The organism is Gardnerella sp. C0684A1, from assembly GCF_055326835.1.
In genome coordinates this window covers 1-24,738 of sequence record NZ_JBLTSX010000003.1, presented here as the reverse complement: position 1 = coordinate 24,738, position 24,738 = coordinate 1, and the positions used below count along the sequence as shown (strand labels likewise).

The window sequence follows — 24,738 nt, the reverse complement described above, 5'->3', positions numbered from 1 at the left end:
TAAACAATTCTGGCACTGTAAAAGAACGTTACTTTCGCAGTGCCAGAATTTTTAATTTTCAGCATGAAATATTTTAAATATCAGTTTTTTATTTCTGCTTTATTTCTGTTTTGTTCCTGCTTCTTCTTTCATGCGTTGTTTTACAGTCTGCGCATACTCATTTACAAATTCTTGCCCACTCATTTCTTTAATAGAATTTGTAATTTTATCAGTGATTTCGCGCAAACGTTCTCGCGTAATATCTTCAACATTATTTACTTTTTCCACCGTAATAGGTTTTCCGTAAATAGCCTGAGTTTTTCCCTTATTAGGAACTACTTTCCCTTTTGGCTGCAAATCGCGAGTGCCAATAATTGCTACAGGAACTATAGGACACCCTGTTTCTAAAGCTAAGCGAGCTGCTCCCGTGTGTCCTTTATATAAGCGACCATCTGGGCTTCTTGTGCCTTCAATATGAATACCAAAAAGTTGACCTTTTTCAAGAATCTCCTTAGCATGATTCAATGCTCCTAGAGATTTAGCTCCGCCAGATCGATCTACTGGGAATACACCTACAGAAGTAAACCACCACTTTTTGAAACGTCCTTTTAATCCTTTTCCTTCAAAGTATTCAGCTTTGCCCATGAAATGGATCATTCTAGGACAAGTAAGTGGAAGTAGTGCATCATCAATAACAGCAAGATGATTTGCTGCAATAATCGCACCGCCTTTTTTCGGCACATTTTGTACGCCTTTTGCTGTTGGATGTATTCTCATTCGAGCGATAAATCCAAGTCCCTTCACGAAGAACCAATACAGCATGCGACATCCTTTCCGCATATAGCGGCAAAATCTACGAATCAAGCAGACTTGCTACAGTAGTAGTTATGACAACTTCTAAGAATACCAACGACCCTCACCCTGCAGAACAGTCTGGTAACGAAATGCAGAATGGTTTTTCGAATAGTAAGAAAAATGATGATGAGGATTGGTCTGCTTTTCTCTCTGAGCATGAGGATGATTTAAAAGATATAATAAACTCTCGTAGTGCAAAAAATTTTGAGAAACGTTTGCGCAAAGCTGTTATGCCTAAAGAAATTTCTTCAAATAAAACTCACGAGCATAAATCTTTCTTTAATTTACGCAATTCTCGAGGACCTCGTGACAATATTCAATCTAGTTGGCTTGATGTTGACAAAACGATGGACGAGTACGGTGATGATTTTATACCTCCAGATCCGCATTTTTCTAGCCTTCAGGGCACTTTAATAGTTTTATGGCTAATATTACTGCTCGGTGTTGCTGGAGTGATTCTAGCCGCATTTTTGCCACATATTGCTTCGTATGCTGGAATATTTAGTGCGTTTTGTGTTCTTATTGGTGGAGCTGGTCTTTTATCGCATAGAAGAAAGTCTAAAAATTACCAAGACTATGATGAATATGAGAATGGTGCTCGCGTATAGTTACAATTCACATAGTAAAAGTTAAAACGAAAAGCGCACGAAATTATTATTTAAATTCCGTGCGCTTAATCGTATCTAGTACTTTAAGAAGATTTACTTTTCTTCATTGTGGCCGTGGCAAAGCTTATATTTTCTTCCAGAACCACATGGGCAATCATCATTCTTGTTAGTACCTGGGAATGTGCGCCCATCAGCCCAAGGAGTCTTCCACTCTTCTGCCTTTGGTCGCTTGCTTACAGGAACATCGCCTTCAGCATGGCTTAACGGCTGAGGTCCTACTATTCCAGACTGGCGATCTTGTGCGTCTACTTCAGCAGAGGCTTCAGCAACATCCTCATCTACTTCAGAGTCAGATTCTTCATCTTCTGTAGTAGCAAGCTGATTGATATCAATGTGGAATAGAAGCTGAATGCTTTCTTCCTTAATTGCTTCAATCATGGAATTGTACATCTGATAGCCTTCACGCTGATACTCAACCAACGGATCTCGCTGACCCATGCCGCGAAGACCAATACCGTCCTTTAAGTAATCCATCTCGTAAAGATGTTCACGCCACTTGCGATCAAGAACAGCCAAAACTACGCGTCGCTCAATCTGACGCAAATTGTCAGCACCAAGACGATCTTCAAAAAGACTGTAAAGATTAATAACGTTATCCGCTATGCTGTCACAAACTTTTTCTACAGCCTTATCGCCCTTAAGAGTTGAAACTTCCTTACGAAGCTCATCCAAAGACAACAATGCAACAGGTGCAATTGAGCTAACAGCCTTAGAAAGGCCATCCCAATCCCAATCTTTTGGCTTATCTGAACCGTTATTTGCACCACGAACGTAGCTTTCAACCGTATCTTTAATAAACTTTAAGATATCTTCGTGAATGTCTTCACCCTTAAGAACCATCTGGCGCTCAGAGTAAATAACAGTACGCTGCTTGTTCATAACGTCATCGTACTTCAAAACGTTCTTACGCATTTCAAAGTTACGAGCTTCAACAGTTTTCTGTGCGGTACGAACACCGTTAGAAACATACTTAGATTCGATTGGTTCGCCTTCAGGCAAGCCCTTTGCCATAACACGAGCAACAAGCTGAGTGTTAAACAAACGCATCAAATCGTCTTCCAAGCTCAAGTAGAAGCGTGACTCACCAGGATCACCCTGACGACCAGAACGTCCACGAAGCTGATTATCAATACGACGAGACTCGTGACGTTCAGTACCAAGAACATATAAGCCGCCGAGCTTCTTAACTTCCTCGTGCTCGTCTTTAACCTGTTCCTTAACTTCTGCTAAAACGCCTGGCCAACGCTTCTCGTACTCTTCAGGAGTATCGTCTGGAGAATAACCATCAGCCTTCAACTTTGCATCAGCCAAGAACTCAACGTTACCGCCAAGCATAATATCAGTACCACGGCCCGCCATGTTAGTAGCAACAGTAACAGCACCCTTACGTCCTGCAACAGCTACAACAGCAGCTTCCTTAGCATTCTGCTTTGCATTCAACACCTGGTGAGGAATACGAGCAACATCAAGCAAAGATGAAACGATTTCAGAAGATTCAACCGAAGCTGTACCAAGCAAAACAGGCTGACCTTTTGCATGACGCATAGCTACATCGCGCACAATAGCAGCCAACTTTTCTTTCTTAGTACGGAAGATCAAATCGTTCTTATCCATACGAATTACTGGACGGTTCGATGGTATAGGAAGAACGCCAAGCTTATAAGTACCCATGAACTCCGCTGCTTCAGTTTCAGCAGTACCAGTCATACCAGCAAGCTTGTCGTACATACGGAAGTAATTCTGCAAAGTGATTGTAGCAAAAGTCTGATTTTCAGCCTTAACTTCTACGTTTTCCTTTGCTTCAATTGCCTGATGTAAGCCTTCACTGTAACGTCGACCAGGAAGAACACGACCAGTGTGCTCATCAACAATCAAAACTTCGCCATTGGTAACAACATAATCGCGATCGCGAAGGAATAGTTCCTTTGCCTTCAAAGCATTATTTAAGTATCCAATAAGAGCAGTGTTTTCTGGCTTATAAAGATTATCTATACCAAGATAATCCTCAATCTTAGCAATACCAGAATCAAGAATACCCGCAGTTTTCTTTTTCTCGTCAATCTCATAATCAGTATCACGAGTAAGTTTCAAAACAATCTTTGAAAACTCGTGATACCAGCGAGTTACGTCGCCTTCCGCAGGACCAGAAATAATTAAAGGTGTACGAGCTTCATCAATAAGAATGGAATCAACCTCATCGACAATAGCGTAATGATGTCCACGCTGTACAAGCTCGCTCTTTTCCCAGGCCATATTATCGCGCAGGTAGTCAAAGCCGAATTCGTTGTTTGTACCGTAAGTAATATCTGCGTTGTACTGTTTACGACGCTCAGGAGGCTGTTGATCTGTAATAATGCAGCCAACGCTCATGCCAAGGAATCGATAAATACGACCCATCAGCTCACTCTGGTAGCTAGCAAGATAATCGTTAACTGTAACAACGTGAACGCCTTTACCTTCCAAAGCGTTCAAATAGCTAGGCAATGTTGCAACAAGCGTTTTACCTTCGCCAGTTTTCATTTCTGCGATATTGCCCCAGTGCAATGCCGCGCCGCCCATAAGCTGTACGTCAAAGTGACGCTGACCGAGAGTACGCTTAGAAACTTCTCGCACAGTAGCAAAGGCTTCTGGCATAAGCTTATCAAGAGATTCACCGTTGTCTAAACGCTGCTTAAACTTTGCTGTTTGTCCCTTTAGCTCTTCATCGGAAAGCGCTGAAATCTCATCTTCCAACGCGTTCACAGCCTTGGCCACATTTTCAAGACGCTTTAACTGATGTCCCTCACCCATGCGCAAGGCTTTATCGACGATATCTACCACGTTTTGCTCCCTTAAGGTCATGTCTGCGCTGACGGCCTAGCCAACGTAGACGTAAACTGTGCCTATATTACGCGACGGTTGCGATTTTTAACAACTAGCGAGTCTATACGCGCATATTTTTTATTTTATAGATTGCGAAATTTCATAAGAATGCCCGCCTAGAACACTAGACGGGCATTCGCAACCTTCTTATTTCTATTCTTCTACTTATTTACATGCTCAGGCGTGTCGATTTCAAATACGCCATAGCTCCATCCGTGCCTACGGTATACAACAGATGGTCGCATAGTTTCTTTGTTAACAAACAGGAAGAAGTCGTGACCGATTAGTTCCATCTCATACAGAGCTTCATCGATGCTCATTGGCTCTGCAATATGCAACTTACGGCGAATAACAATTGGAGTGCTTCCAACACTAACCTCAACAGATTCGCCAGGTCCTAGATCTGAAGCAACTGCAGCATCAGCGCTGTTTACAACTTCTGCTTCTTCAGACTGAACAACCGTTGTCTCAACCTCAGGTTCTGCAGAACCTAAATCAACAGGCGTAATCTCTGCAAATCCGCGACGATGATCCTTACGACGATCGCGTGTGCGACGAAGACGAAGCGTAAGCTTATCAAGCGCCATATCTAAGGCACTAAATTCGTCAGCACTAGACGCTTCAGCGCGAATTACAGTACTTCCTGCAATAACCGTAATCTCTACTCGTTTCGCTGTATCTGCTTGCCGTGGATTTCCCTCAGAATTCAAAACAATCTGAATTCTCTGAGCATCAGGAGCAATTGCAGTTACACGACTCATCTTACTTTCAACAACGTCACGGAATCTTTGCCTAATCTGCGTATGACGTCCGGTAATGACGATATCCATGCGAAACCTCCTCATGTAGAACCGAACACTTATGTGCTCGATGTGAATCACTCCGACAGCCACGATGCCATCGGTAACTTCATTATATCTGTTTATTAGAGCAGAACATAGCGAGTTCTTAAATTAAATCAAAAAAATTCATATTTATTTCAGAATTTCTAGCAAAATAGCGAATTTTTTACGAAACTGATATTTTCTGCTATAATCAGGAAGGTTGAGGTTTCACGATGGTCGCGGTCACAATGTTCATTCGGAGTGACTGAGGAACTTCCGGGCTCCGCAGAGCACAATGGCGGATAACGTCCGCCCAGGGCAACCTGAGAGATAGCGCAGCAGAGAATAGACCGCCTAAATGTTTTTATTTAGGTAAGGGTGAAACGGCGGTGTAAGAGACCACCGGACTTCTGGTAACAGTAAGTCGCATGGCAAGCCTCATTGGGAGCAAGGTCAAGCAGAAGACGTTTAAGAGCTGCTCGCTCAAGTCTTCGGGTAGACTGCTAGAGTTTAACGGTAACGTTAAATCGAGATGGATGACCATCCGTGCGCATTATGCGCACGACAAAACCCGGGGTATGTGAAACCTCACCAACTAAATTAATTGAGTAAGTATAAGATTTTACTTCAATTATTATTTGCTGATTCTTGGAGCATGTTTGAAGTCTGAAAAAACTGCTAAACAATCTTTAAAAGGAGAATCAGCAGGGATTTCAACATTAATGTCATCAACAACACCGTATGTTTGCATTCCAGCTTTTTGAGCTGAACGCAAAGCTGTTGAAGAATCCTCAAATACTGCGCAATTAGCAGCATTTACGTGAAACTTTTTTGCAATATCAAGATAAGTTTTATAACTATGCTTACCTTCTTCAGAAAGATCTTCCCCAAATTGCAGCAAATCAAAGCAATCTAAAATACCAAATCTTTTTAACGCAGGCTCACATAAGCTCTTAGAAAGAGTTGTTATAAGAATCATCTTTACTTTTTCAGAACGTAAATATTTGACGTAATCATAAGCACCATTTCTAAGAGGAAGATGGTTTGCATAAGCGTCAAAAGCCATATCTGACCACTCTTTAATTAAATCTTCAGGAGAGTCAGAAAAACCATAATTTTCGATAACATATTCCGCAATTTGTCGAGGATTCATAGTTGCAGTAGTATCTGCGAATATGTCAGGAACGCTAATTCCTCTCTTAGTAAAACTTTTTCTATCTATATCGTCCCAAACTCCAAGAGAATCGATAAGAGTACCGTCGAAATCAAAAATTGCCGCAAAAATAGAGGAATTATTTATCAATACCATCTGCAATCTTTCCACTGCTTAAAAGAAGTTCACGAGCATGAACTAATGAAGTTTGAGATTCACTACCGGAAAGCATTCTAGCAATTTCCTGTTCGCGAGACTCGTTATCTAGCCTAATAACAGTAGTATCTGCTACCTGACTATCAGTATCGGAAGAATCAACAATATTTTTTTGCACAGCATATTGTTCATCTGCAAAGGAAGCAACTTGTGCCAAATGCGTAACAACAATAACCTGAGCGTGTTTGGAAAGTTGAGATAATCTTTTTCCAAGTTCAACCGCAGTTTTTCCACCAACACCGGCATCAATCTCATCAAAAATAAAAGTCATTATTTTCTCATCATGCTCACTAAACTTTGCAATAACAAGCTCCAGTGCAAGCATAAGCCTACTCAATTCACCTCCTGAAGCGCTTTTGCTTATTGGAAGATCAGGAGAAGCTGGAAATGGTTTAAAAAGAAATTCAACATCATCAGCACCATTAGAATCAAGCTGAATTATGCCAGAATCATTCTTCTTATGAGAATTAACATTTACGTTTAATTTTGCACCAGACATTGCAAGAAAAGATAATTCTTCACTTACAGCATCATTAAGTTTCTTAGCAGCAATCTTTCGAGTTTCAGTAAGTCTAATAGCTATTTCAAGAGCTTTATTATATTTTTTGTTGCAATCCTCACGAGCACGCGCAATAGCTTCAGGCGAATCATCCAAATCTTCAAGTTCAAACTGAGCTTTTTCTGCCCAATCTAGTACATCGTCTAATGTTGGTCCCCACCGTTTTGTTATTTCTGTGAGACTGTGAATGCGTTCGTTTAATGCGTCTAAATCTTCTTCGTTTGCATCAACATCAAGCATTTGAGACAACTGCATTACAATATCGTCAAGCTGAGCGTGAATATCATCAAGCTGATTGGCAATATTTTCAAAAGATTTATCTACTTTCAAAGTTCGCAATGCCTGAGATGCTTGATCAATTAGCATTCCAGCATCTGAAGATTCACTAGCAGTATAATCAATCTGACTTGAATCAAGAGATGCGATTGCAGTGCTCACTGCACGAAGAATTTGCGCAGAATTCTCAATTCTATCTCTTCTATTTTTTAATTCTTCATCTTCATGAGGTCGTGGATTAATATCGTGTATTCTGTTTAAAGATTCACGAAGATAATCCGCACGCTGGCGTGCAGAAGATTCTTGATTTTCTAGTTTATTTAGCAGATTTTGAGAGTCTTTCCAATCTTTATAAGCATTTTGATATTGTTCAAAAATATCATTATTTTGCGCGACTAAATCAAGAATTTCACGTTGCTTAGCATTTGTAGCAATACGAAGTTGATCACTCTGGCCATGAATAGTAACCATTTGAGAGCAAACAGTTTCTAATAAAGTTTTTGGAACTGCACATCCGGAAATAGTTGCTCGCGATCTTCCCTCTTTAGGTACTGTTCTTGAGACGTACATGTCTAGCTGAGTGCTGTCTGATTCTGAAATTTCAAGATTTATGCCAGCTTGACTAATTATGTTTGCAACTTCGCTTGTTTTTGGCAAACTAAATACGCTTTGAACCCATGCTTCTTTAGCGTTAGGAGATACACGTGCCACTTCAGTTCGGGAACCAGAAATGAGTTTTATGGCGCTAAGCAGCATGGATTTTCCGGCACCTGTTTCTCCAGTAATAGCAGTCATGTGCGCTGAAGGAGTAATAATCGCATGCGCGATTGGCCCAAGATTTCGTATTTCTAGTTCTTCAAGCACGCTGTACCTCGTTTATTTTACGTTGTTAAAATCGTTAAAATCGTTAAAATTTTCCAAATTAATTGTTGAATCTATTATTTTTGCTCATCGCATTATTGTTGTGTTCTCGCCAACCCACTACTGGCAAATCAAATTTTGTTACCAAACGTTTAGTAAAAGGCGCTCCGGAAAGTCTAGCTAGTAAAAGCTCGTCTTTTGACTGACGTACTTGAATCCTTGAGCCTTGTGGAAGTGCTCGTTGACGTCGTCCATCACAACAAATCCAACCACCTGACGATGAATCTTCAAGAATATCAATTGTGAAAGTAGAGCCTGAGCCAATAATAAGAGGCCGAGCGAAAAGTGCGTGCGCAGCTAACGGTACAAGCTGAAGCGCCTCTACATTTGGCCACATAATTGATCCTCCTGCTGAAAATGCGTAAGCAGTGGAACCTGTAGGAGTGGAAACTATTACTCCATCGCAGCCAAAAGATGACATTTCAACGTCATCAACTCTTATTGAAAGCTCAACCATTCGTCCTCTGTCTGCTCTATCAAGCGTAATATCGTTAAGAGCCCAGTCACGAAGCGGTTCAGTTTCACCTGGAAGCCAAACGTCCACATGCGCTTCCATACGCCTATCAATAAAATAATCTTTGTTTGCAATTCTTCGAATTGCTTCATCAATTTGGAAACTTTCAAATTCAGCTAAAAATCCAACATGGCCAAGATTGATTCCAATAATAGGAACAGTAGTGCAGTGAGCTAATTCCGCAGCCTGAAGCATAGTGCCATCTCCCCCAAGCACTACAACAATTTCAGTATGCTCATCAACTACATGGTTAGGTTTTTGCGCAAAATCAGAAACAGACGCGCTTTGAAACAGGTCAACGCAAAAACCTGCTTTAGTAAGCTGAGTTGTAACTTGGTTAACTACCGCACTGTGACTATCTAATCTTGCATGAGTTACAACAAGTGCGCGACGAACTTCTAAAGAAGTATCACTTGAAAAATCTTCCTTCATCACACAGTCCCCTCGTACTACTTGCACATAACAGTAACTATTGTAATTGCTGCATGCCATATTGCATAAAGCAATTATTATTTGGCAAGATGCTGAAATATTTGCGCAATTTGCGTCTTAAACTTTCGCATAAAGTAAATATTCCACGTTTCCGTGAGTGCCTTCAATAGGTGATTCATGAGTTGCTATCACCTTTAAACCGTTGTTTTTAGCACAATTTTTCACAGTTTCAATAGCATTAATTCTAAGCTTTGCGTCTGTAACAATACCGCCTTTTCCAAGATTTCCTTTGCCTACTTCAAACTGTGGCTTAACAAGTAGTACAACATCCGCATCTTTCTCAGCTATGCGCGCGATTACTGGAATAACAAGCGTAAGAGAAATAAATGATACGTCAGATACTATGAGATTCGGCTTATACGGCAAATCTTTTTCGTAAACGTCTCTAATATTTACTCCGCTCATTTCAATTACGTGAGGATTATTTGCTATTTTTGCGTTTAGCTGGCCATGACCTACGTCTAGCGCGATTACTGACTCAACTCCTCTTTGTAAAAGAACGTCACAAAAACCGCCTGTTGAAGCTCCAATATCAAGTGCTTTAGTTGATTCGCAAGTATTTAAGCCGAATTTTGAAAAACTTTCGAAAGCACCTTCTAATTTTAGTGCTCCTCTTGAAACGTAACGAAGTAAATTTTCTGTATTTTCAGACTTTTCAATGCTTATACTATCTGTATTTTTTACAAGAAATGATGGTTTTGTAATACTTTTATTATTTACGTTTACGACTCCTGCGCGAATAAGATGTTGAGCAGTATTTCTAGTCTCAGCCAAACTACGTGTTACTAAAGCACAGTCCAATCTTTGGTTCGTAGAATCATTTGACAAAGTCGCTGCATAATCGTTCAAAGTCATAGTAAAAACCTAGTTTTTATTTGAAACTTAATTATTAGAGCGAAAACTCAGGCAGATTATATTTTTCTACCGGCTTTCCTTCATCTTGCAGCTTCCACACTAAAGCGCATGCAGCTCTTAAAGAGTTGCAATCAGTTAAACTATTTACTTTAATAGTTGAATTATCAACAAGCTCTGCTTTTGCATTTGCACATACTGAAATATTTTCTCCAATAAAATGTGCTTCTTCGTGAGCTTCGTTAAGTCCTCTCAAATCTTTAGAAACAAAACTTGGTCGCAAATGTTTTGGAGCAAGCATTAACATTCTAGGATCCGTAACGCCTGTAAGCACAAGCAAAGATTCGTATCCTCCTCTTGTTCCAGCTTCAATATCAGTATCTAAACGGTCTCCTACTGCTAACGAACGTTCAATACTAATTACAGGATTTCCAAACTCGTCTTTTTCTGTACATTCTGCATATTCAGCATCATCTTGTTTAGCATTAGCAGCAACCAAAAATCTCGCTTCATCATACATTGCGGATTCTGGTTTTCCTGCTGAAGCAACTGGTTTTACTCCTGTAGCGTTTATAACAGCTTGAATCATTGAGCCACACCCTGGCGCTATACCAAGTTCGCGTGGAATTGTTAAATCTGTGTTTGTTACGAAATACTTTGCTCCGTGTTCTACAGCAAACGAAACTTCCGCCATTTCCTGCCAACTCATCTGCGGATACCAGCCTTGTATTACAGCCTTAGGGTTATCTTTGCAAGAGTTTACTGGTTGAAGTCCAGCTCGTTTAACTTCTTCGCGCAAATGTTCAGCTCCGAGTACAAGAATTTTTGATCCGCTTTCAACGTGACGCGCAACCATTCTTGCGGCTACAACAGCTGATGTGATAATTTGCCACGGTTCTACTTTCAGCCCAAAGCTTTCTAACTGTTTTGCTACGACTGACTGGAATCGTGATGAATTGTTGGTTGTGTATTCGATTTTCATGCCACTATTTTCAGCAAGTTCAATTGATTCAGCAGCATACTCAACTGCATTTCCGCCTCTATAAACTACGCCGTCTAAGTCTAAAAGTGCAAGGCTGAAAGATTTAGAAAGAGGTAGTGTGCTGCAGGAAAAATTGGTTCTTGCTTCAAACTGCATTTTAATCACCGTATTTTAGAATTTGAGAGTTTAAAATTTTATAAGTTTTTCTTGCGTTTTTACTTACACAATAAGTAACAAGTGCCCGGCTTACTATAAAGCAGCCGGGCGCATGTAAAAAGTATTGAATACTTAATTTTCTTTAGGCTTGACAGTATTCATTTCGATTGTGTCAGTGTTATCAGCATCATCATTTTCTGATTTTTCTGATTCATCAGATTCTTCATCAGAATCTTCCTCAGACTCATCTGATGATTCTTCTTCACTCTCGTCATAAGATTCTTCTTCAGAATCTTCCTCAGGAGCAAATCGTGCATCATCTTCACTAACACCGATTTCATCCATTATCGCATCATTTAAATGCTCTAAATCGTAATCGATAACAATATCTTCAGGATTAATATCGTCATCATCCGCATCAGCATACTGTTGCTCAAGCTTGTCTAACAAAGATTCCAAATTAATAGCTTCATCATTGCGACCAGCTTCTTCAAGGAAATACTGTTCCGCTTGAACTGCACGCATACGATACTCACCAGGCAATCCCTTAGAGCGACCCATTGCGTGAACTAAATCAATAGCTTTATCAAAATGACCGGTATCTGCTAGAACTCCAGCATATACAAGGAACATTTCTGCTTTAACTTCACCCTTAAGATACTTCGCATCATCAGACATGCAAATCTCAAGAGCTTTGTTGAGGTTACCTAAACCGCGCTCACAGTCAGCAATGAACGGCAAATAATCAAGATAACCGTTCATTCGCATAGCTGTGCGGAACTCTTTCGAAGCTAACTTGTAATCGCCTTGACGGTAAGAAATAAAAGCTAAAGTTTCACGCGCAAAATCAATACGAGAAGCTTGCTTAGCAGCCCACTTTGCATGATCTAAAGCAAGCTCAGGATTTTCTTCTTCTAAAGCAAACGCTGCAAGAATATGAAGACCAATATTTTCTGCATGCTCTTTAGAAAGTCCGCGTAAACGTTCACGATCTTCCTTGGAAAGCATTGCCCATTCTAAGCCTTTAGGCATTTTAGGCTCGCCTGGGCGACGTGCAGTGTAAGGATTTTGCGATGGATAAGACATCGTGCCGTCGGAATTGCGGCGAGGACCGTTTTCAAAATTGAAGTTAGATTTTGCATTACTGCGGCGACTATCTTCACGACGATCACGACGATCGCGACGTTCATCTTCACGAAATTCTCGCTTATCTCCATTTCGGAAATCTTTACGAGAGTCCTTACGGAAGTCATTACGAGAGTCTTTATGAGAATCTTTACGGAAGTCTTTACGGAAATCGCCGTTTCTGTTATTGCCTTGAAGTTCGAAACGACGCTCACCATCAAACTTCTTGTAACGTGGATTTCCGCCTTCTTCACTACCTTCAAAATCTCTTGGACGACGATAATCCTTGCGATCCTCATAGCGATTATCTTTACGATCGAAACGACGATTTCGATCAAATCGACGCTCGCCATCTTTACGTTCGAAGCGGCGCTCACCATCGCGATTGTCAGAACGGAATCCATCTTTGTGGAAACCTTGTTTCTTAAAACCGTCCTTCTTGAAACCATCACGACGATTATCTCTACGATCGTCACTCCTATTGAAACGACGATCACCATCGCGTTTTACGCCAGAATGGAAACCTTCACCATGATCATCATCATGACGGTGGAAACCACCTTTCTTAAAACCACCCTTGTGGAAACCGTCTTTATGGAACGAACCACGTCTATCTCCGCTTTTACCACCATTACGATGACCAAAACCGCCACGTTCACCAAAAGACCTTTTACCACTCCGCGAGTGTTCGCGTTCTTCGCCCATTCTGGCATACCTCTCATCCATATGCGATTCATATTAAAACCGCATTTTTACTATATTCGTAAAATTAATAGCGTCTAATAAATCATCAAAAATGATTACAAAACACTTATAGAACAAACTAAATTAAAACTATGCGCGTTCTACAGCACCAATAGCTTTCTTACCACGACGAAGCAAAGCAAAACGATTATGCAAGAAATAATCATCAGCAAGAGCTTCATCAACACTTTCAACACGCTCATTATTTATATACAAGCCACCAGCCTCAACAGCTCGACGAGCTTCGGAAATAGTGCGGAACAATCCTGCAGAAACTGCAGCTTCAACCACACGATCTCCTACATTGGCCTTAGCAAAATCTAAGCTACCATCTTCAGACTTAATCTTTACACCATCTAAAGCAGCCTCAAGAGTTTTTTCGTCAATGTTATGAATATCACCACGTCCAAACAGAGCAGAAGAAGCTTCAATAGCCTGATTAGTTAAATCCTCACCGTGAACGAAACTTGTAACTTCCCAAGCGAGAACACGCTGAGCTTCACGGCTTCCAGGATCTTCCTGAATCTGCTGAGCTAAACGCTCAATTTCATCTTTTGGTAAGAACGTGAACACTTTAAGTAATTTAACAACCTCATCGTCTGGCTGATTAAACCAGAACTGGTAGAAGCGATAAGGGCTAAGCATAGAAGGATCAAGCCACATGGCGTTGCCCTCAGACTTGCCAAACTTGCGACCTTGATTATCTGTAATAATCGGGCTAGTAAATACGTTTACTGAAGCTCCACGAACTTTACGAATCAAATCCATTCCGGAAGTGAGATTACCCCACTGATCAGATCCACCAAGCTGCAAAGTAACGTTGTAATTATCAAACAAGTACAAGAAGTCGTTTCCTTGCAAAACTTGATAACTAAACTCGGCGAAAGAAATACCTTCATCAGAATTTAATCTACGAGCCACAATATCTTTAGCAAGCATTGTGCCAACACGGAAGTTTTTACCAACGTCGCGCAAGAAGTCAATAGCAGACATCTTAGAAACCCAGTCGTAATTGCTGACAAAACGAACAGGGTTTTCACCTTCAAGAGGCAAAATTCGGCCAATCTGCTTACGCAAACGTTCAGCCCACGCTGCCACAATATCCTTAGAATTAAGCGTACGCTCACCACTTTGACGAGGATCGCCAATCAAACCTGTAGCACCGCCGACTAAAGCAATAGGATGATGACCCGCAGCCTGCAAGTGGCGCATATTAATAAGCTGCACAAGATTACCAATATGCAATGAAGCAGCAGTAGGATCGTAGCCGCAATAATACGTTAATGGTTCTCCGTCAAGTGCTTGAGCAAGCTGCTTCTCGTCAGTAGATTGCGAAATCAATCCACGCCATTTCAGCTCTTCAAACAAGGAAGTAAAACCAGCTTCCTTGTAATTCCTGACCTGAGCCATTCGTATCTCCTTATTTTAAAAATTACCGATAAATATCGGGCGCTATGCGCGTCCGCAAGCCTTTCAATTTTTGCAGTACATGGAGACACTATTAACTTAAGTTGTCAAAATTGCTACACAATATTTGTAATCTTAAAAGATTATTTTGCATATGAATAATAAGCAGATCCGTCACTTACAGAAGTAGCAAACTTGTTATATTTAATTACTTCCGCTTCAGCCTCGTTTATTTGCTCAATTACACGAGGAAATGCTGTTCCTCCTCGCGCGCATCGTGCCGAAACAGATCCGTTACTTGAAAGCACTGTACGAAGGTTTGCAATCTTATCTTTACTAATAAAACCGTCTAAAATAGATGCGAAATCAGTATCGCTTAAATCTGCAAGATCTCCACCAATTTCTTCTGCTTTCTTTACGCACAATCCTGAAAGCGTATGAGCATTGCGGAATGGAACACCTTGCTTTACAAGCCATTCCGCAATATCTGTAGCAAGAGCGAAACCAGTAGCAGATTGTTCATAAAGTCTATTTAGATCAAATTTCATAGTTTCTACCATTCCAGCAAAAGCTGGAAGCAGCACTTCTAAAGTGTCAACTTGATCAAAAACAGCTTCCTTATCCTCTTGCAAATCTCTTGCATAAGCAGTTGGAAGACCTTTCAAAGTTGCCATTAATCCTGTTAAATCGCCAATTAATCTACCAGATTTACCTCTTGCGAGTTCAGCAATATCTGGATTTTTCTTTTGAGGCATAATCGAAGAGCCAGTTGAATATGCATCGTCTAATCGCACGAAAGCAAATTCTTGAGTATTCCAAATAATAATTTCTTCACTCAAGCGCGAAATATCAACGCCAATCATTGCAGCAATAAACGAAAATTCAGCAACAATATCCCTACTTGAAGTAGCATCAATAGAATTTGCGCAAACTTTTGAAAAACCAAGCTCACTAGCTACAGTATTCGGATCAAGTCCAAGCGTATTTCCAGCAAGTGCTCCAGCTCCGTAAGGGCTTTCGTTTGCTCGCAGATCCCAATCAGTAAGCCTATTAATATCTCGAAGTATTGGCCAAACGTGTGCCATTAACTGATGAGCAAGCAAAATTGGTTGAGCATGTTGCATATGGGTTCGTCCAGGCATTACAGCATCTTTTGCGTCCTTTGCCTGTTTTATTAACGCTTCACAAACAGAAATCAGCAATTTCGCAATAATTCTAGCGTGTCTACGCAAGAACATGCGTATAAGTGCTGCAATCTGATCGTTTCGTGACCTTCCTGCACGAAGTTTTCCGCCTAAATTGTTACCAGCAATTTCAAGGAGTCCCCTCTCTAATGCTGTTGCTTCATCCTCATCTTCTTCAATTGGCACGAATTCTTTAGAATCGACACGTTTTTGCAGTTCATCTAATGCTTTAGATAAATCAACATACTCTTCTTTGCTAAGAAGACCTGCACGATGCAATGCGTGAGCGTGAGCTCTAGAACCTGCAATATCGTCATCAGCTAATCGCCAATCAAATTGAGTTGATTTACTTAACGCCGAAAGTGCTGCTGACGGTTCAGAATTAAAACGCCCACCCCATAAAGCAATTGGTTTCTTTGCGTTGGTATTTGCATCGTGCATAGTCATTCTTTCCTCTTTTTAATTGTTTTTTGAAACGCGCATATCTCTAGCTGCAGCAACTTTACTTGACAATCCGTAGATCTCAATAAAGCCATTAGAAGCTTTCTGATCAAAAGTATCTGAAGAATCATAAGTTGCTAAATTAAAATCGTACAAAGATTCGTCAGAACGCCTGCCGGTAACAACAGCTTTTCCTGCGTACAATGTCATGCGAATATCACCTGAAACATGCTCTTGTGTTTCATTAATAAACGCGTTAAGTGAACGCACTACTGGAGAGAACCATTGGCCGTCATATACGAATTCTGCCCACTTTTTATCAAGAGCACGCTTCAAACGATGCTGTTCGCGTTCCAAGCAGCAGTTTTCAAGCTCCTGATGTGCAGTAATCAAAGCTTGCGCACCTGGAACTTCGTATAATTCACGAGATTTGATTCCAACAAGTCGATCCTCAATAATATCAATTCGACCAATTCCTTGTGCTCCAGCCCTTGCGTTCATTTCTTCAATTGCTTGTAACGGAGTTACGTCGTGGCCATCTATAGCAACTGGGATTCCTTTTTCGAACGTAATAGTTACTTCATCAGGATCCTGAGCTTCTAGAGGATTTGCAGTGTATGAGTAGCATTCTTCAGTTGGAGCATTCCATGGGTCTTCCAAAAATCCTGTTTCTATTGCTCGTCCCCACACGTTTTGATCAATTGAATATGGACTTTTCTTAGTCTGCTCTATTGGCAGATTGTGCTCGTTAGCAAATGCTATTTCAACGTCTCTAGTCAAAGACAAATCTCGAATCGGGCTAATAGCTTTTAGATTTGGGTCTAGAGATTGAATTGCTACTTCGAAACGAACTTGATCGTTTCCTTTTCCTGTACATCCGTGAGCAATCGTGTCGGCATCAAATTTGTGAGCTGCGCTAACTAAATGACGAGTAATTAACGGTCGAGATAGAGCAGATACGAGAGGATAAACATCTTCATACATTGCATTTGCTTTTAAAGCGAGCATGCAATAGTCGTTCGCAAACTCTTCTCTTGCATCAACAACATAAGACTCAACTGCTCCGCATGCTATAGCTCGTTTTTTAATAGCATCTAACGCTTCTCCACCTTGACCAACATTAAGAGAAACAGCTACAACGTCCTTACCAGTTTGCTCTTTCAAGTAAGAGATAGCAACAGATGTGTCCAAGCCGCCAGAGTACGCCAGAACAATACGCTTATTAGTATTCATTGCAGCCTCCCAGCCACGCATGTATAATTAAACAATACAGAGCATATTATACAACCTGGATAAAATCAATATAATTAAATATAAAAAATAAAAATCAATATTACAAAGCATTGAAAATACTAAGAAATAATATTTTGAAAAATAAAAACGGTAGATTTACGCAAGAAATAACGAAAATCTACCGTTGAATAAATATGTAAAATTTTATATTAAAATCTTCAAATTATCGCGAAACTACAGAAAGAAGCCAATCTGCTCTATTTTCTGCTTCCTCATTAGATACACAAACCATAATTACTGTATCGTCGCCAGCAACAGATCCTAAAATTCCCCTTAAAGGCTGGCGATCTATAACACTAGCAACATATTGCGCAGCTCCAGAAGGAGTATGAATAACTACAATATTATTTGCATGACCAACTTCAGTAATAAGACCAGAAAGCACACGCGCTACTTGCTGATCGATACGCACTGTATCTACAGCAAAACGGTTTCCTGTACCATCACCTAAAACATACGCAATTCTTCCGTCAGTTAAACGGATTTTGACAGCATTTATTTCATCCAAATCTCGGCTCAAAGTAGCTTGAGTAACATCAAAACCATGCCGAGCCAATACCCTAGCTAACTGTGACTGAGAAGTAATAACTTCGTTCATAAGTGCTTGCTCAATAGCGTTTAATCGAGCAGCTTTAGTTACAGGACGCTGTTGTTTTGCAGTAAAGTTATCAGAATCCTCTTCACTGATGCTATTATCTCCATTCTTATTAGAATTCATCATAATTATTCAAAACCTTTCAATGTCATACCCCAATAACCTGAATATAAATATACGCATAAACATCTTGTGAATATACAATCCTCACATATTTTGCACAAACCGTCGTACGTTCAGTATTATACGGCGTGTTGCATAATAATAAGAACCCTACCGCGGGTATAAATATAAATATTCATACAAAACCCAATAAGTTACTATACAAAAAATAATAAATAAAAAAAAATAATAAATAAAAAATAATGCGACTGCTAGAATTCGCAAAAAGCGAAACATAACAGTCGCATAAATAGCTAAACAATCTGCATAAAACTAATTAAGAAAACTTAAAATAGTTTATACGCGTAACGTTGCGTTCAAATCAGCAGCAGCTTTCGTAATTGACTCTCTTACTGCATCCATTTCATCTCCAGAAAGAGTTCTGTCAGCAGCACGGAAAGTAACAGAGTAAGCAAGAGAACGCAAACCTTCATCAAGCTGATCGCCTTCATAAACGTCGAAAAGTTCGACAGATTCACAAAGATCGCCAGAAGCCTTCACAATAGCATCTCGTAAATCACGAGCAGCAAGAGTAGAAGGAGCAATAAACGCAAAATCTTGCTTTACTGGTGGGAAAGTTGAAATTGGTTTAGCTTGAACTGGTTTCAAATCAATAGACTTAAACATAGCAGTTAAATCAAGCTCAAAAGCTGCAGAATGTTGTGGCAAATCAAGAGCCTCATTCACTTGAGGATGCAACTCTCCAACAATACCAACATTCACATCTTCGCCATTATCAACCGGTACATAAACCATTGCAGTACGGCCAGGATGCCAAGATGAAGGAACGTCTTTAGAAGCAGGCTGACGAAGAACAAACTCAACGCCAATTCGCTTACCTAAACGGTTAACAGCTTCAACAGCATCGCTCCAATCAACATCACGATGAGTTCCAAGCCAACCAGACTCTTCAGCATGACCAGTTAGAAGAGCTGCAACATGAAGAGGCTGATCCGGAAGACCATCATCCAAAGCCTTAAGCTGCGCGTCAGACGGGCGTACAGACCCAGGCAAAGCTGGAATTGCAGGAGCATTAGGGTCAGCAAAATACACATGACCAAGCTCATAGAGGGAAACGTCAGTGAGACCGCGACGCAAGTTCCTACGAACTGTAGTTGCCAAAGTCATCAAAACAGATCTGCGAAGCCAAGGACGATCACCTGCAAGCGGATTTGCAATGCGAACGCTAATAGGATCTATAACTTTTACATCCTCGCGGAAATCTTTGATATCTTCTTCTCCGACAAACGGATAGCTTAAGGATTCAACCAAACCCATTTCAGCCAATTCGTAAGCAACTGCTCGTCTAGTAGACTGTTCTTTAGTTAAACCAGTACGACCAGTTACAGGAACGGCAGGAACTTTTACAGGAATCTCATCATAACCTACAAGTCGAGCAATTTCTTCAACTAAATCACATGGAGCATTCAAATCAGGCCTCCAAGTAGGAGGTGTAACCGAAAACTCGCCGTTGCCACCGCCAGCAACAGAGCAACCAATATCAGTCAAAATGTCACTGATGCGATTCAAATCAACATCCAAACCTGCAACACGCTTAACCTCATCAGCTTTGAAAACAATAACATCGCGAGGCAAAATGTTGTTCACATCTTTTGGATGTTCAGAAGGCTCACCTGAGCCAAAATCAGCGAGGAAATTAGCAGCCATTTGAGCTGCGGCAGGCTGAAGAGCTGTATCTACTCCACGCTCAAAACGACGAGAAGCTTCAGAAGGAATCTTATGACGACGAGCAGTACGAGCTATAGAAACCGGATCAAAATGAGCTGCTTCAATAAGAACATTCTTAGTTTCGCTAGTGACTTCGCCGTACATGCCTCCCATTACGCCAGCCAAACCAAGTATTCGAGAACCATGATTACCACTTGGAGAATCGCAAATAACTAAATCTTCTACGTTAAGTTCACGATCCTTACCATCTAAAGTAGTAAGATGCTCACCTGCACGCGCTCTACGCACTACAATAGGACCTTCAATCTTATCAAGATCGTATGCGTGAAGCGGCTGACCTAAATCAAGCATTACATAATTCGTAATATCAACTGCAAGAGAAATACCTCTCATACCAGCACGAACCAAACGGCGACGCATCCAATTAGTGGAGCACGCAGCAGGATTAAAATTACGAACTGCACGAGCGTAATAACGATCGCATCCTACAACACCATGAATTGGATTATCGTCTTCAATGCTTACATCAATATCGGAAGACTCACCTGCAGGAATACCAGTAACAACAGGAATCTGCTTATTAAGTATTGTTACAGGATCAGTAAAACGAGCACCGGTAGAATTGTGATATTCCCTAGCAACACCTCTATACGAGAAAGCGTAGCCACGATCTGGAGTAATGTTAATCTCCAAAATTGGTCTATCTAAGTGAAGCAAGCTTATAGCGTCATCACCAGGCTGCAATTCTTCATATTCTGCTTGAGAAAAACCATAATGTCTAAGAAGAATAATGCCATCATGACTATCTCCTAAACCTAGCTCACGCTCAGAAGCACACATTCCGTTAGAAATGTGGCCATACGTTTTACGAGGTTCGATTTTAAAATCTCCAGGAAGAACAGCACCAGGGAGTGTTACAACAACTTTCTCACCAGCAGCCATGTTTGGAGCGCCACAAACAATGCCACGAGGAACTTTATTGCCCTTTTCGTCAACATCATTGTACTTTTCGCCAACATCAACATGGCACCAGTTGATTACTTTGCCATTCTTTTGCGGCTCGGGAGTAGCATCAACAACATATCCAACAACAATAGGACCTGCAACTTGTGAAGTGTGAATTTCTTCCTCTTCAAGACCAACTCGAACCAAATCCTTAGCAAGCTGATCGTAAGTTAAACCTTCTGGCACATTTACGTGATCTTTGAGCCAGTCAATATCTACCATTGGCATGAGCTATTCCCCCATTACAAACTGTTCACTGAAGCGCTTATCGCCTTCAACCAAATCATGCATATCATTAATATCGTGACGGAGCAGAAGAGTACGCTCAAGACCTACACCGAAAGCAAAGCCAGTGTAAACATCCGGATCAAGTCCAGCAGACTTAAGAACATTAGGGTTCACCATTCCACATCCGCCCCATTCGATCCAACCTGGGCCACCCTTTTTATCTGGGAACCACAGATCAAGCTCAGCACTAGGTTCAGTGAATGGGAAGTAACTTGGTCGCAAACGACTTTTTGCGTCAGGACCAAACATTGCAACAGCCAAACGGTCAAGAACACCCTTTAAATCAGCCATGCTTAAATGCTTATCAACAGCTAAAGCTTCGCACTGGTGGAAAACTGGGGTATGCGTTGCATCAAGTTCATCAGTACGAAATACTCGCCCAGGAGAAGCAATATAAAGAGGAACACCACGTTCAATTAATGCGCGCACCTGATCTGAAGAAGTTTGCGTGCGAAGAACCATATTGGATCCAACAAAGCCAGCAGCATCTTTTGCCTGATTACCTTGAACATAGAAAGTATCTTGCATTTGACGAGCAGGATGATCTGGTCCAAAATTCAAAGCGTCAAAATCAAACCATTCAGTTTCAACTTCAGGACCTGCAGAAATCTGCCAACCCATAGAAACGAAGAAATCTTCGAAATCTTCAATAATACGAGCAATCGGATGGCGAGCACCCAAAGGCTTACGATTCACTGGAAGAGTCATATCTACCGTCTCGGCGGCAAGCATACGAGCTTCCTCAGCTTCTTTTACTCGTTGAGAGGCTTCAGCGAAAGCACGCCCAAAATCAGCGCGTAACTGTGAAAGAACCTTTCCAGCTTCCTTCTTCTTATCTGCCGGCAAGTCACCAATTGCCTTGCTTGCAAGGGTCATAACCGATTGCGCACCAGCATACTTAGTTTTAACTGCCTTTATATCATCCATGCTTTTGGCAGCTTTAACAGCAGTAATACCTTCTTTTACCGCCTTTGTTACCACATCAGCATCGAACGGTTTGTTGGTAGTCACAGCACCCTTCCTATCTGTGTTATGCGTTAGAAAACGCCTGTTTTCAATACTTCCCACCCCTACATTTTTCGCTTATGACTCGACATAGCTACGCACATTAACATTACCGCTGCGCTTGTAGCTAAATTCATTGATTCAGCTTTTCCATAGATTGGTATCATAGAAATTTCATCTACTCTATTTAAAATTTCTTTAGTTAATCCTCGAGCTTCATTGCCAAAAAGTATAGCAATCGACTTTTTATCTAAATCAGCTTGTGCTAAAAGATCAGGTAAGTAAATAGGTTTTTTTGATTCAGTACCGTACACATCTGCTGCAACGGTGTAAACTTTGCGCTTATTTGCAAACTCAAACCACTCATTTACGCTCATAGTAGAAACAGGAATATGGAATAGAGATCCTGCAGTAGATCTAATAAGCTTAGTATTCCACCTACTTACGCAATCGTCCAAGAATATTACTGCATCACACCCAGCTACATCCGCGACTCTAATAATTGCCCCAGCGTTACCCGGATCTCTTACCTGCCAGCATAAAGCGAAACGCGATTTTTTATTTTCAAAAATATTTTCGCTACTATTTTCGCTACTATTTTTTAATTTTTCTAAAGAAGTGTTCCACTTATTTTCCATAAAATCAGATTTCGCAACTGCAACTATGCCCTGAGAATCAGGACTAATTTTGCGCATTACTTCTGCACTAGCAGGATGAACGTAACACTGTTTTTCAAGCGAATCTTCAACAATTTTACGCAAAGTTTGAAGAGTATGATTTGCTAAACTTCCGTTACTCTCATAACTTTCCGAAACATACCCAACAGCGTCTTCTAGAACATATATATCAGTTATTGCATCACTTGCATATTTAACTGCTTCTCGAACGTTTTGTGGTCCTTCAATAAGAAAACGACTCGTATCTCGTGTATTTGATTTTTGTAATTCTAAAATTCTTTTCACTCTATCACTGTGAGGATTATTCATTGCATCTTTTATAGGCATACAACTCACTCTACTTTATATGTTGCTAAAACGTATAACTACAAGATTTACACACAGCTAAAATAAACACAATTTTGTATTCTATTCGTGGTGCTCAGAAGTACTAGGCGTTGTATACCCTTCTGGCTCCAATTGGAATGTGGTATGAGATATTGAAACCGGGAAATGTTCACGAAGACAATCTTGAAGCTGAGAAAGAATTGTAGCGCACTGCTCAATTGTTAAATCTTTTTCCACAACTACATGAGCCATAAAAATAGGCATTCCTGTAGAAACAGTACTTGCATGCAAATCATGAACAGCAATAACATGCTGCACGTTTTCTAAATGTTCACGAACTTTATTAAGATCAAGACCTTCAGGAGTCTGTTCCAAAAGTACTTTTATTGCTTTATGCAACAAGTTTAATGCTCTTGGAATCATCATAATGGCAATAATTCCACCAGCTACAGCATCAAACCCAGCCCAATTGGTACTTAGCATAACTATTGCAGAAATAACTACAGCCACAGATCCCAATGCGTCATTCATAACTTCAAGAAATGCCGCACGCATATTCATATTGTCTTGAGATTGGGAAATAAGAATTATAAGGGAACCAATATTAGCAGCTAAACCAAGAATGCCAAAGAATAGTAGCTGATTTACATCATGAATTTCGTCATGAGAATTTCCAAAAAGACGCATCCCAGCTTCTACAAAAGCATAAATACCAACTATTAATAAAACTACAGCTCCAGCGGCAGCAGTAATAACTTCAAGTCGCGCCCACCCCCATGTGCGCTTACTATTAGGAGTTCTGCGCATCAAAACTGCGGTTACAGTGGATGCTATAAGAACTGAAATATCTGTAAGCATATGTCCTGCATCAATTAACAATGCGAGAGAATTTGTTAAGAAAGATCCAACAACTTCAGCAATAAATACTATGGAAGTAAGAGCTAAAGTCCAAGATAGCCTGTGCTGATGTGCATGACTGGCTTTTGATGCTGCTTCTTGGGATGCTGCGTTAGGGTTGTACGTAACGTAATTATTATGTTGATTTTCAGCATTTTGATTATGCACTTACTAGCCTCCATAAAATATTAGAACGATATTATTTCTCAATATCATTCGCATTTTTCCTTATAAGCAATAAACCCCAGCCAAATCCGGGGTTTAAAATTGCTACACATCTCACATCTACAACTATGTAATCACACGCTATCAACATAATCCAAAATTTATAGGCAAGTGGGGTTATAAGCCAAAAAGTGTGTAAAAAATCATGCCTCATGCATTGCATTACAAGCGTTTTGCGGTAATCGAATCTGTCTAGAGACCCTAGCGCAGATTGCTCACTGCATTATGGTCTCTAGTTAACTGTTTAGAGACCCTCGCGCAGATGGCGCGCTGCATTAGTGTCTCATGACCGTTACTTTCTCAGTTCGTTAACTGAATTTTTAACAGTATTTTGCGTTTTACCGTTACTTTCTCAGTTCGTTAAC

18 protein-coding genes and 1 other RNA gene are annotated in these 24,738 nt (G+C 40.6%); 2 read left to right on the top strand and 17 right to left on the bottom strand.

Annotated elements, in window-relative coordinates:
- Positions 1 to 99 precede the first annotated feature (99 nt).
- Positions 100 to 801 carry a lysophospholipid acyltransferase family protein gene (locus tag ACNEUN_RS03420; RefSeq protein ID WP_463630855.1) on the bottom strand — a complete coding sequence of 234 codons (702 nt, stop codon included), beginning with the start codon at positions 799 to 801 and terminating at the stop codon, positions 100 to 102.
- A gap of 65 nt (positions 802 to 866) precedes the next feature.
- On the opposite strand from ACNEUN_RS03420, the gene ACNEUN_RS03415 reads away from it, so the two are divergent.
- The gene (locus ACNEUN_RS03415) at positions 867 to 1,442 is read left to right on the top strand and encodes a hypothetical protein (protein WP_463630853.1); all 576 of its coding nucleotides are present in this window, start codon (positions 867 to 869) and stop codon (positions 1,440 to 1,442) included.
- Positions 1,443 to 1,535: 93 nt separating this feature from the next.
- On the opposite strand, the gene secA is transcribed toward ACNEUN_RS03415, so the two are convergent.
- Positions 1,536 to 4,322 carry a preprotein translocase subunit SecA gene (gene secA / locus ACNEUN_RS03410; protein WP_427877015.1) on the bottom strand — a complete coding sequence of 929 codons (2,787 nt, stop codon included), beginning with the start codon at positions 4,320 to 4,322 and terminating at the stop codon, positions 1,536 to 1,538.
- A gap of 203 nt (positions 4,323 to 4,525) precedes the next feature.
- On the bottom strand, positions 4,526 to 5,194 hold the full coding sequence (gene hpf, locus ACNEUN_RS03405) for a ribosome hibernation-promoting factor, HPF/YfiA family (protein WP_427877017.1): 669 nt from the start codon (positions 5,192 to 5,194) through the stop codon (positions 4,526 to 4,528).
- A gap of 215 nt (positions 5,195 to 5,409) precedes the next feature.
- On the opposite strand from hpf, the gene rnpB reads away from it, so the two are divergent.
- Positions 5,410 to 5,783: RNase P RNA component class A (rnpB, locus tag ACNEUN_RS03400), an RNA gene on the top strand.
- A 39-nt stretch (positions 5,784 to 5,822) separates the two neighbouring features.
- Here rnpB and ACNEUN_RS03395 read toward each other — a convergent pair.
- The 14 genes from ACNEUN_RS03395 to ACNEUN_RS03330 form a co-directional block, all read right to left on the bottom strand.
- Entirely contained in the window at positions 5,823 to 6,497 is a 675-nt protein-coding gene (locus ACNEUN_RS03395; RefSeq protein WP_463630850.1) for an HAD family hydrolase, read from the bottom strand.
- On the bottom strand, positions 6,481 to 8,256 hold the full coding sequence (gene recN / locus ACNEUN_RS03390; protein WP_463630848.1) for a DNA repair protein RecN: 1,776 nt from the start codon (positions 8,254 to 8,256) through the stop codon (positions 6,481 to 6,483). Before recN ends, ACNEUN_RS03395 begins: the two co-directional genes overlap by 17 nt.
- A 58-nt stretch (positions 8,257 to 8,314) precedes the next feature.
- Positions 8,315 to 9,259: an NAD kinase gene (locus ACNEUN_RS03385; protein ID WP_463631085.1), complete on the bottom strand. Its 945-nt coding sequence runs from the start codon at positions 9,257 to 9,259 to the stop codon at positions 8,315 to 8,317.
- A gap of 117 nt (positions 9,260 to 9,376) precedes the next feature.
- Positions 9,377 to 10,174 (bottom strand): TlyA family RNA methyltransferase, encoded by a 798-nt coding sequence (locus tag ACNEUN_RS03380; protein WP_463630846.1) that lies wholly within the window; start codon positions 10,172 to 10,174, stop codon positions 9,377 to 9,379.
- A gap of 34 nt (positions 10,175 to 10,208) precedes the next feature.
- On the bottom strand, positions 10,209 to 11,309 hold the full coding sequence (locus ACNEUN_RS03375) for an HAD-IIA family hydrolase (RefSeq protein WP_463630844.1): 1,101 nt from the start codon (positions 11,307 to 11,309) through the stop codon (positions 10,209 to 10,211).
- Between the two features lie 132 nt (positions 11,310 to 11,441).
- On the bottom strand, positions 11,442 to 13,139 hold the full coding sequence (locus tag ACNEUN_RS03370) for a tetratricopeptide repeat protein (RefSeq protein ID WP_463630842.1): 1,698 nt from the start codon (positions 13,137 to 13,139) through the stop codon (positions 11,442 to 11,444).
- A gap of 129 nt (positions 13,140 to 13,268) precedes the next feature.
- A complete protein-coding gene (tyrS, locus tag ACNEUN_RS03365) occupies positions 13,269 to 14,588 on the bottom strand; it encodes a tyrosine--tRNA ligase (protein ID WP_427877029.1) in 1,320 nt (439 codons plus the stop codon).
- A 140-nt stretch (positions 14,589 to 14,728) separates the two neighbouring features.
- Positions 14,729 to 16,216, bottom strand: coding sequence for an argininosuccinate lyase (argH, locus tag ACNEUN_RS03360; RefSeq protein ID WP_463630840.1), 1,488 nt, complete (start codon positions 16,214 to 16,216; stop codon positions 14,729 to 14,731).
- 12 nt (positions 16,217 to 16,228) lie between these two features.
- Positions 16,229 to 17,443, bottom strand: coding sequence for an argininosuccinate synthase (locus tag ACNEUN_RS03355; RefSeq protein ID WP_463630838.1), 1,215 nt, complete (start codon positions 17,441 to 17,443; stop codon positions 16,229 to 16,231).
- A gap of 223 nt (positions 17,444 to 17,666) precedes the next feature.
- Positions 17,667 to 18,221: an arginine repressor gene (locus ACNEUN_RS03350; protein ID WP_427877556.1), complete on the bottom strand. Its 555-nt coding sequence runs from the start codon at positions 18,219 to 18,221 to the stop codon at positions 17,667 to 17,669.
- A 336-nt stretch (positions 18,222 to 18,557) separates the two neighbouring features.
- A complete protein-coding gene (gene pheT / locus ACNEUN_RS03345) occupies positions 18,558 to 21,182 on the bottom strand; it encodes a phenylalanine--tRNA ligase subunit beta (RefSeq protein WP_463630836.1) in 2,625 nt (874 codons plus the stop codon).
- 3 nt (positions 21,183 to 21,185) lie between these two features.
- Positions 21,186 to 22,253, bottom strand: a complete 1,068-nt coding sequence (gene pheS, locus ACNEUN_RS03340) for a phenylalanine--tRNA ligase subunit alpha (protein ID WP_427877037.1) — start codon at positions 22,251 to 22,253, stop codon at positions 21,186 to 21,188.
- Between the two features lie 59 nt (positions 22,254 to 22,312).
- Positions 22,313 to 23,251, bottom strand: coding sequence for a TrmH family RNA methyltransferase (locus ACNEUN_RS03335; protein ID WP_463630835.1), 939 nt, complete (start codon positions 23,249 to 23,251; stop codon positions 22,313 to 22,315).
- 81 nt (positions 23,252 to 23,332) lie between these two features.
- Positions 23,333 to 24,316: a cation diffusion facilitator family transporter gene (locus ACNEUN_RS03330; protein WP_427877041.1), complete on the bottom strand. Its 984-nt coding sequence runs from the start codon at positions 24,314 to 24,316 to the stop codon at positions 23,333 to 23,335.
- Between the last annotated feature and the right edge of the window lie 422 nt (positions 24,317 to 24,738).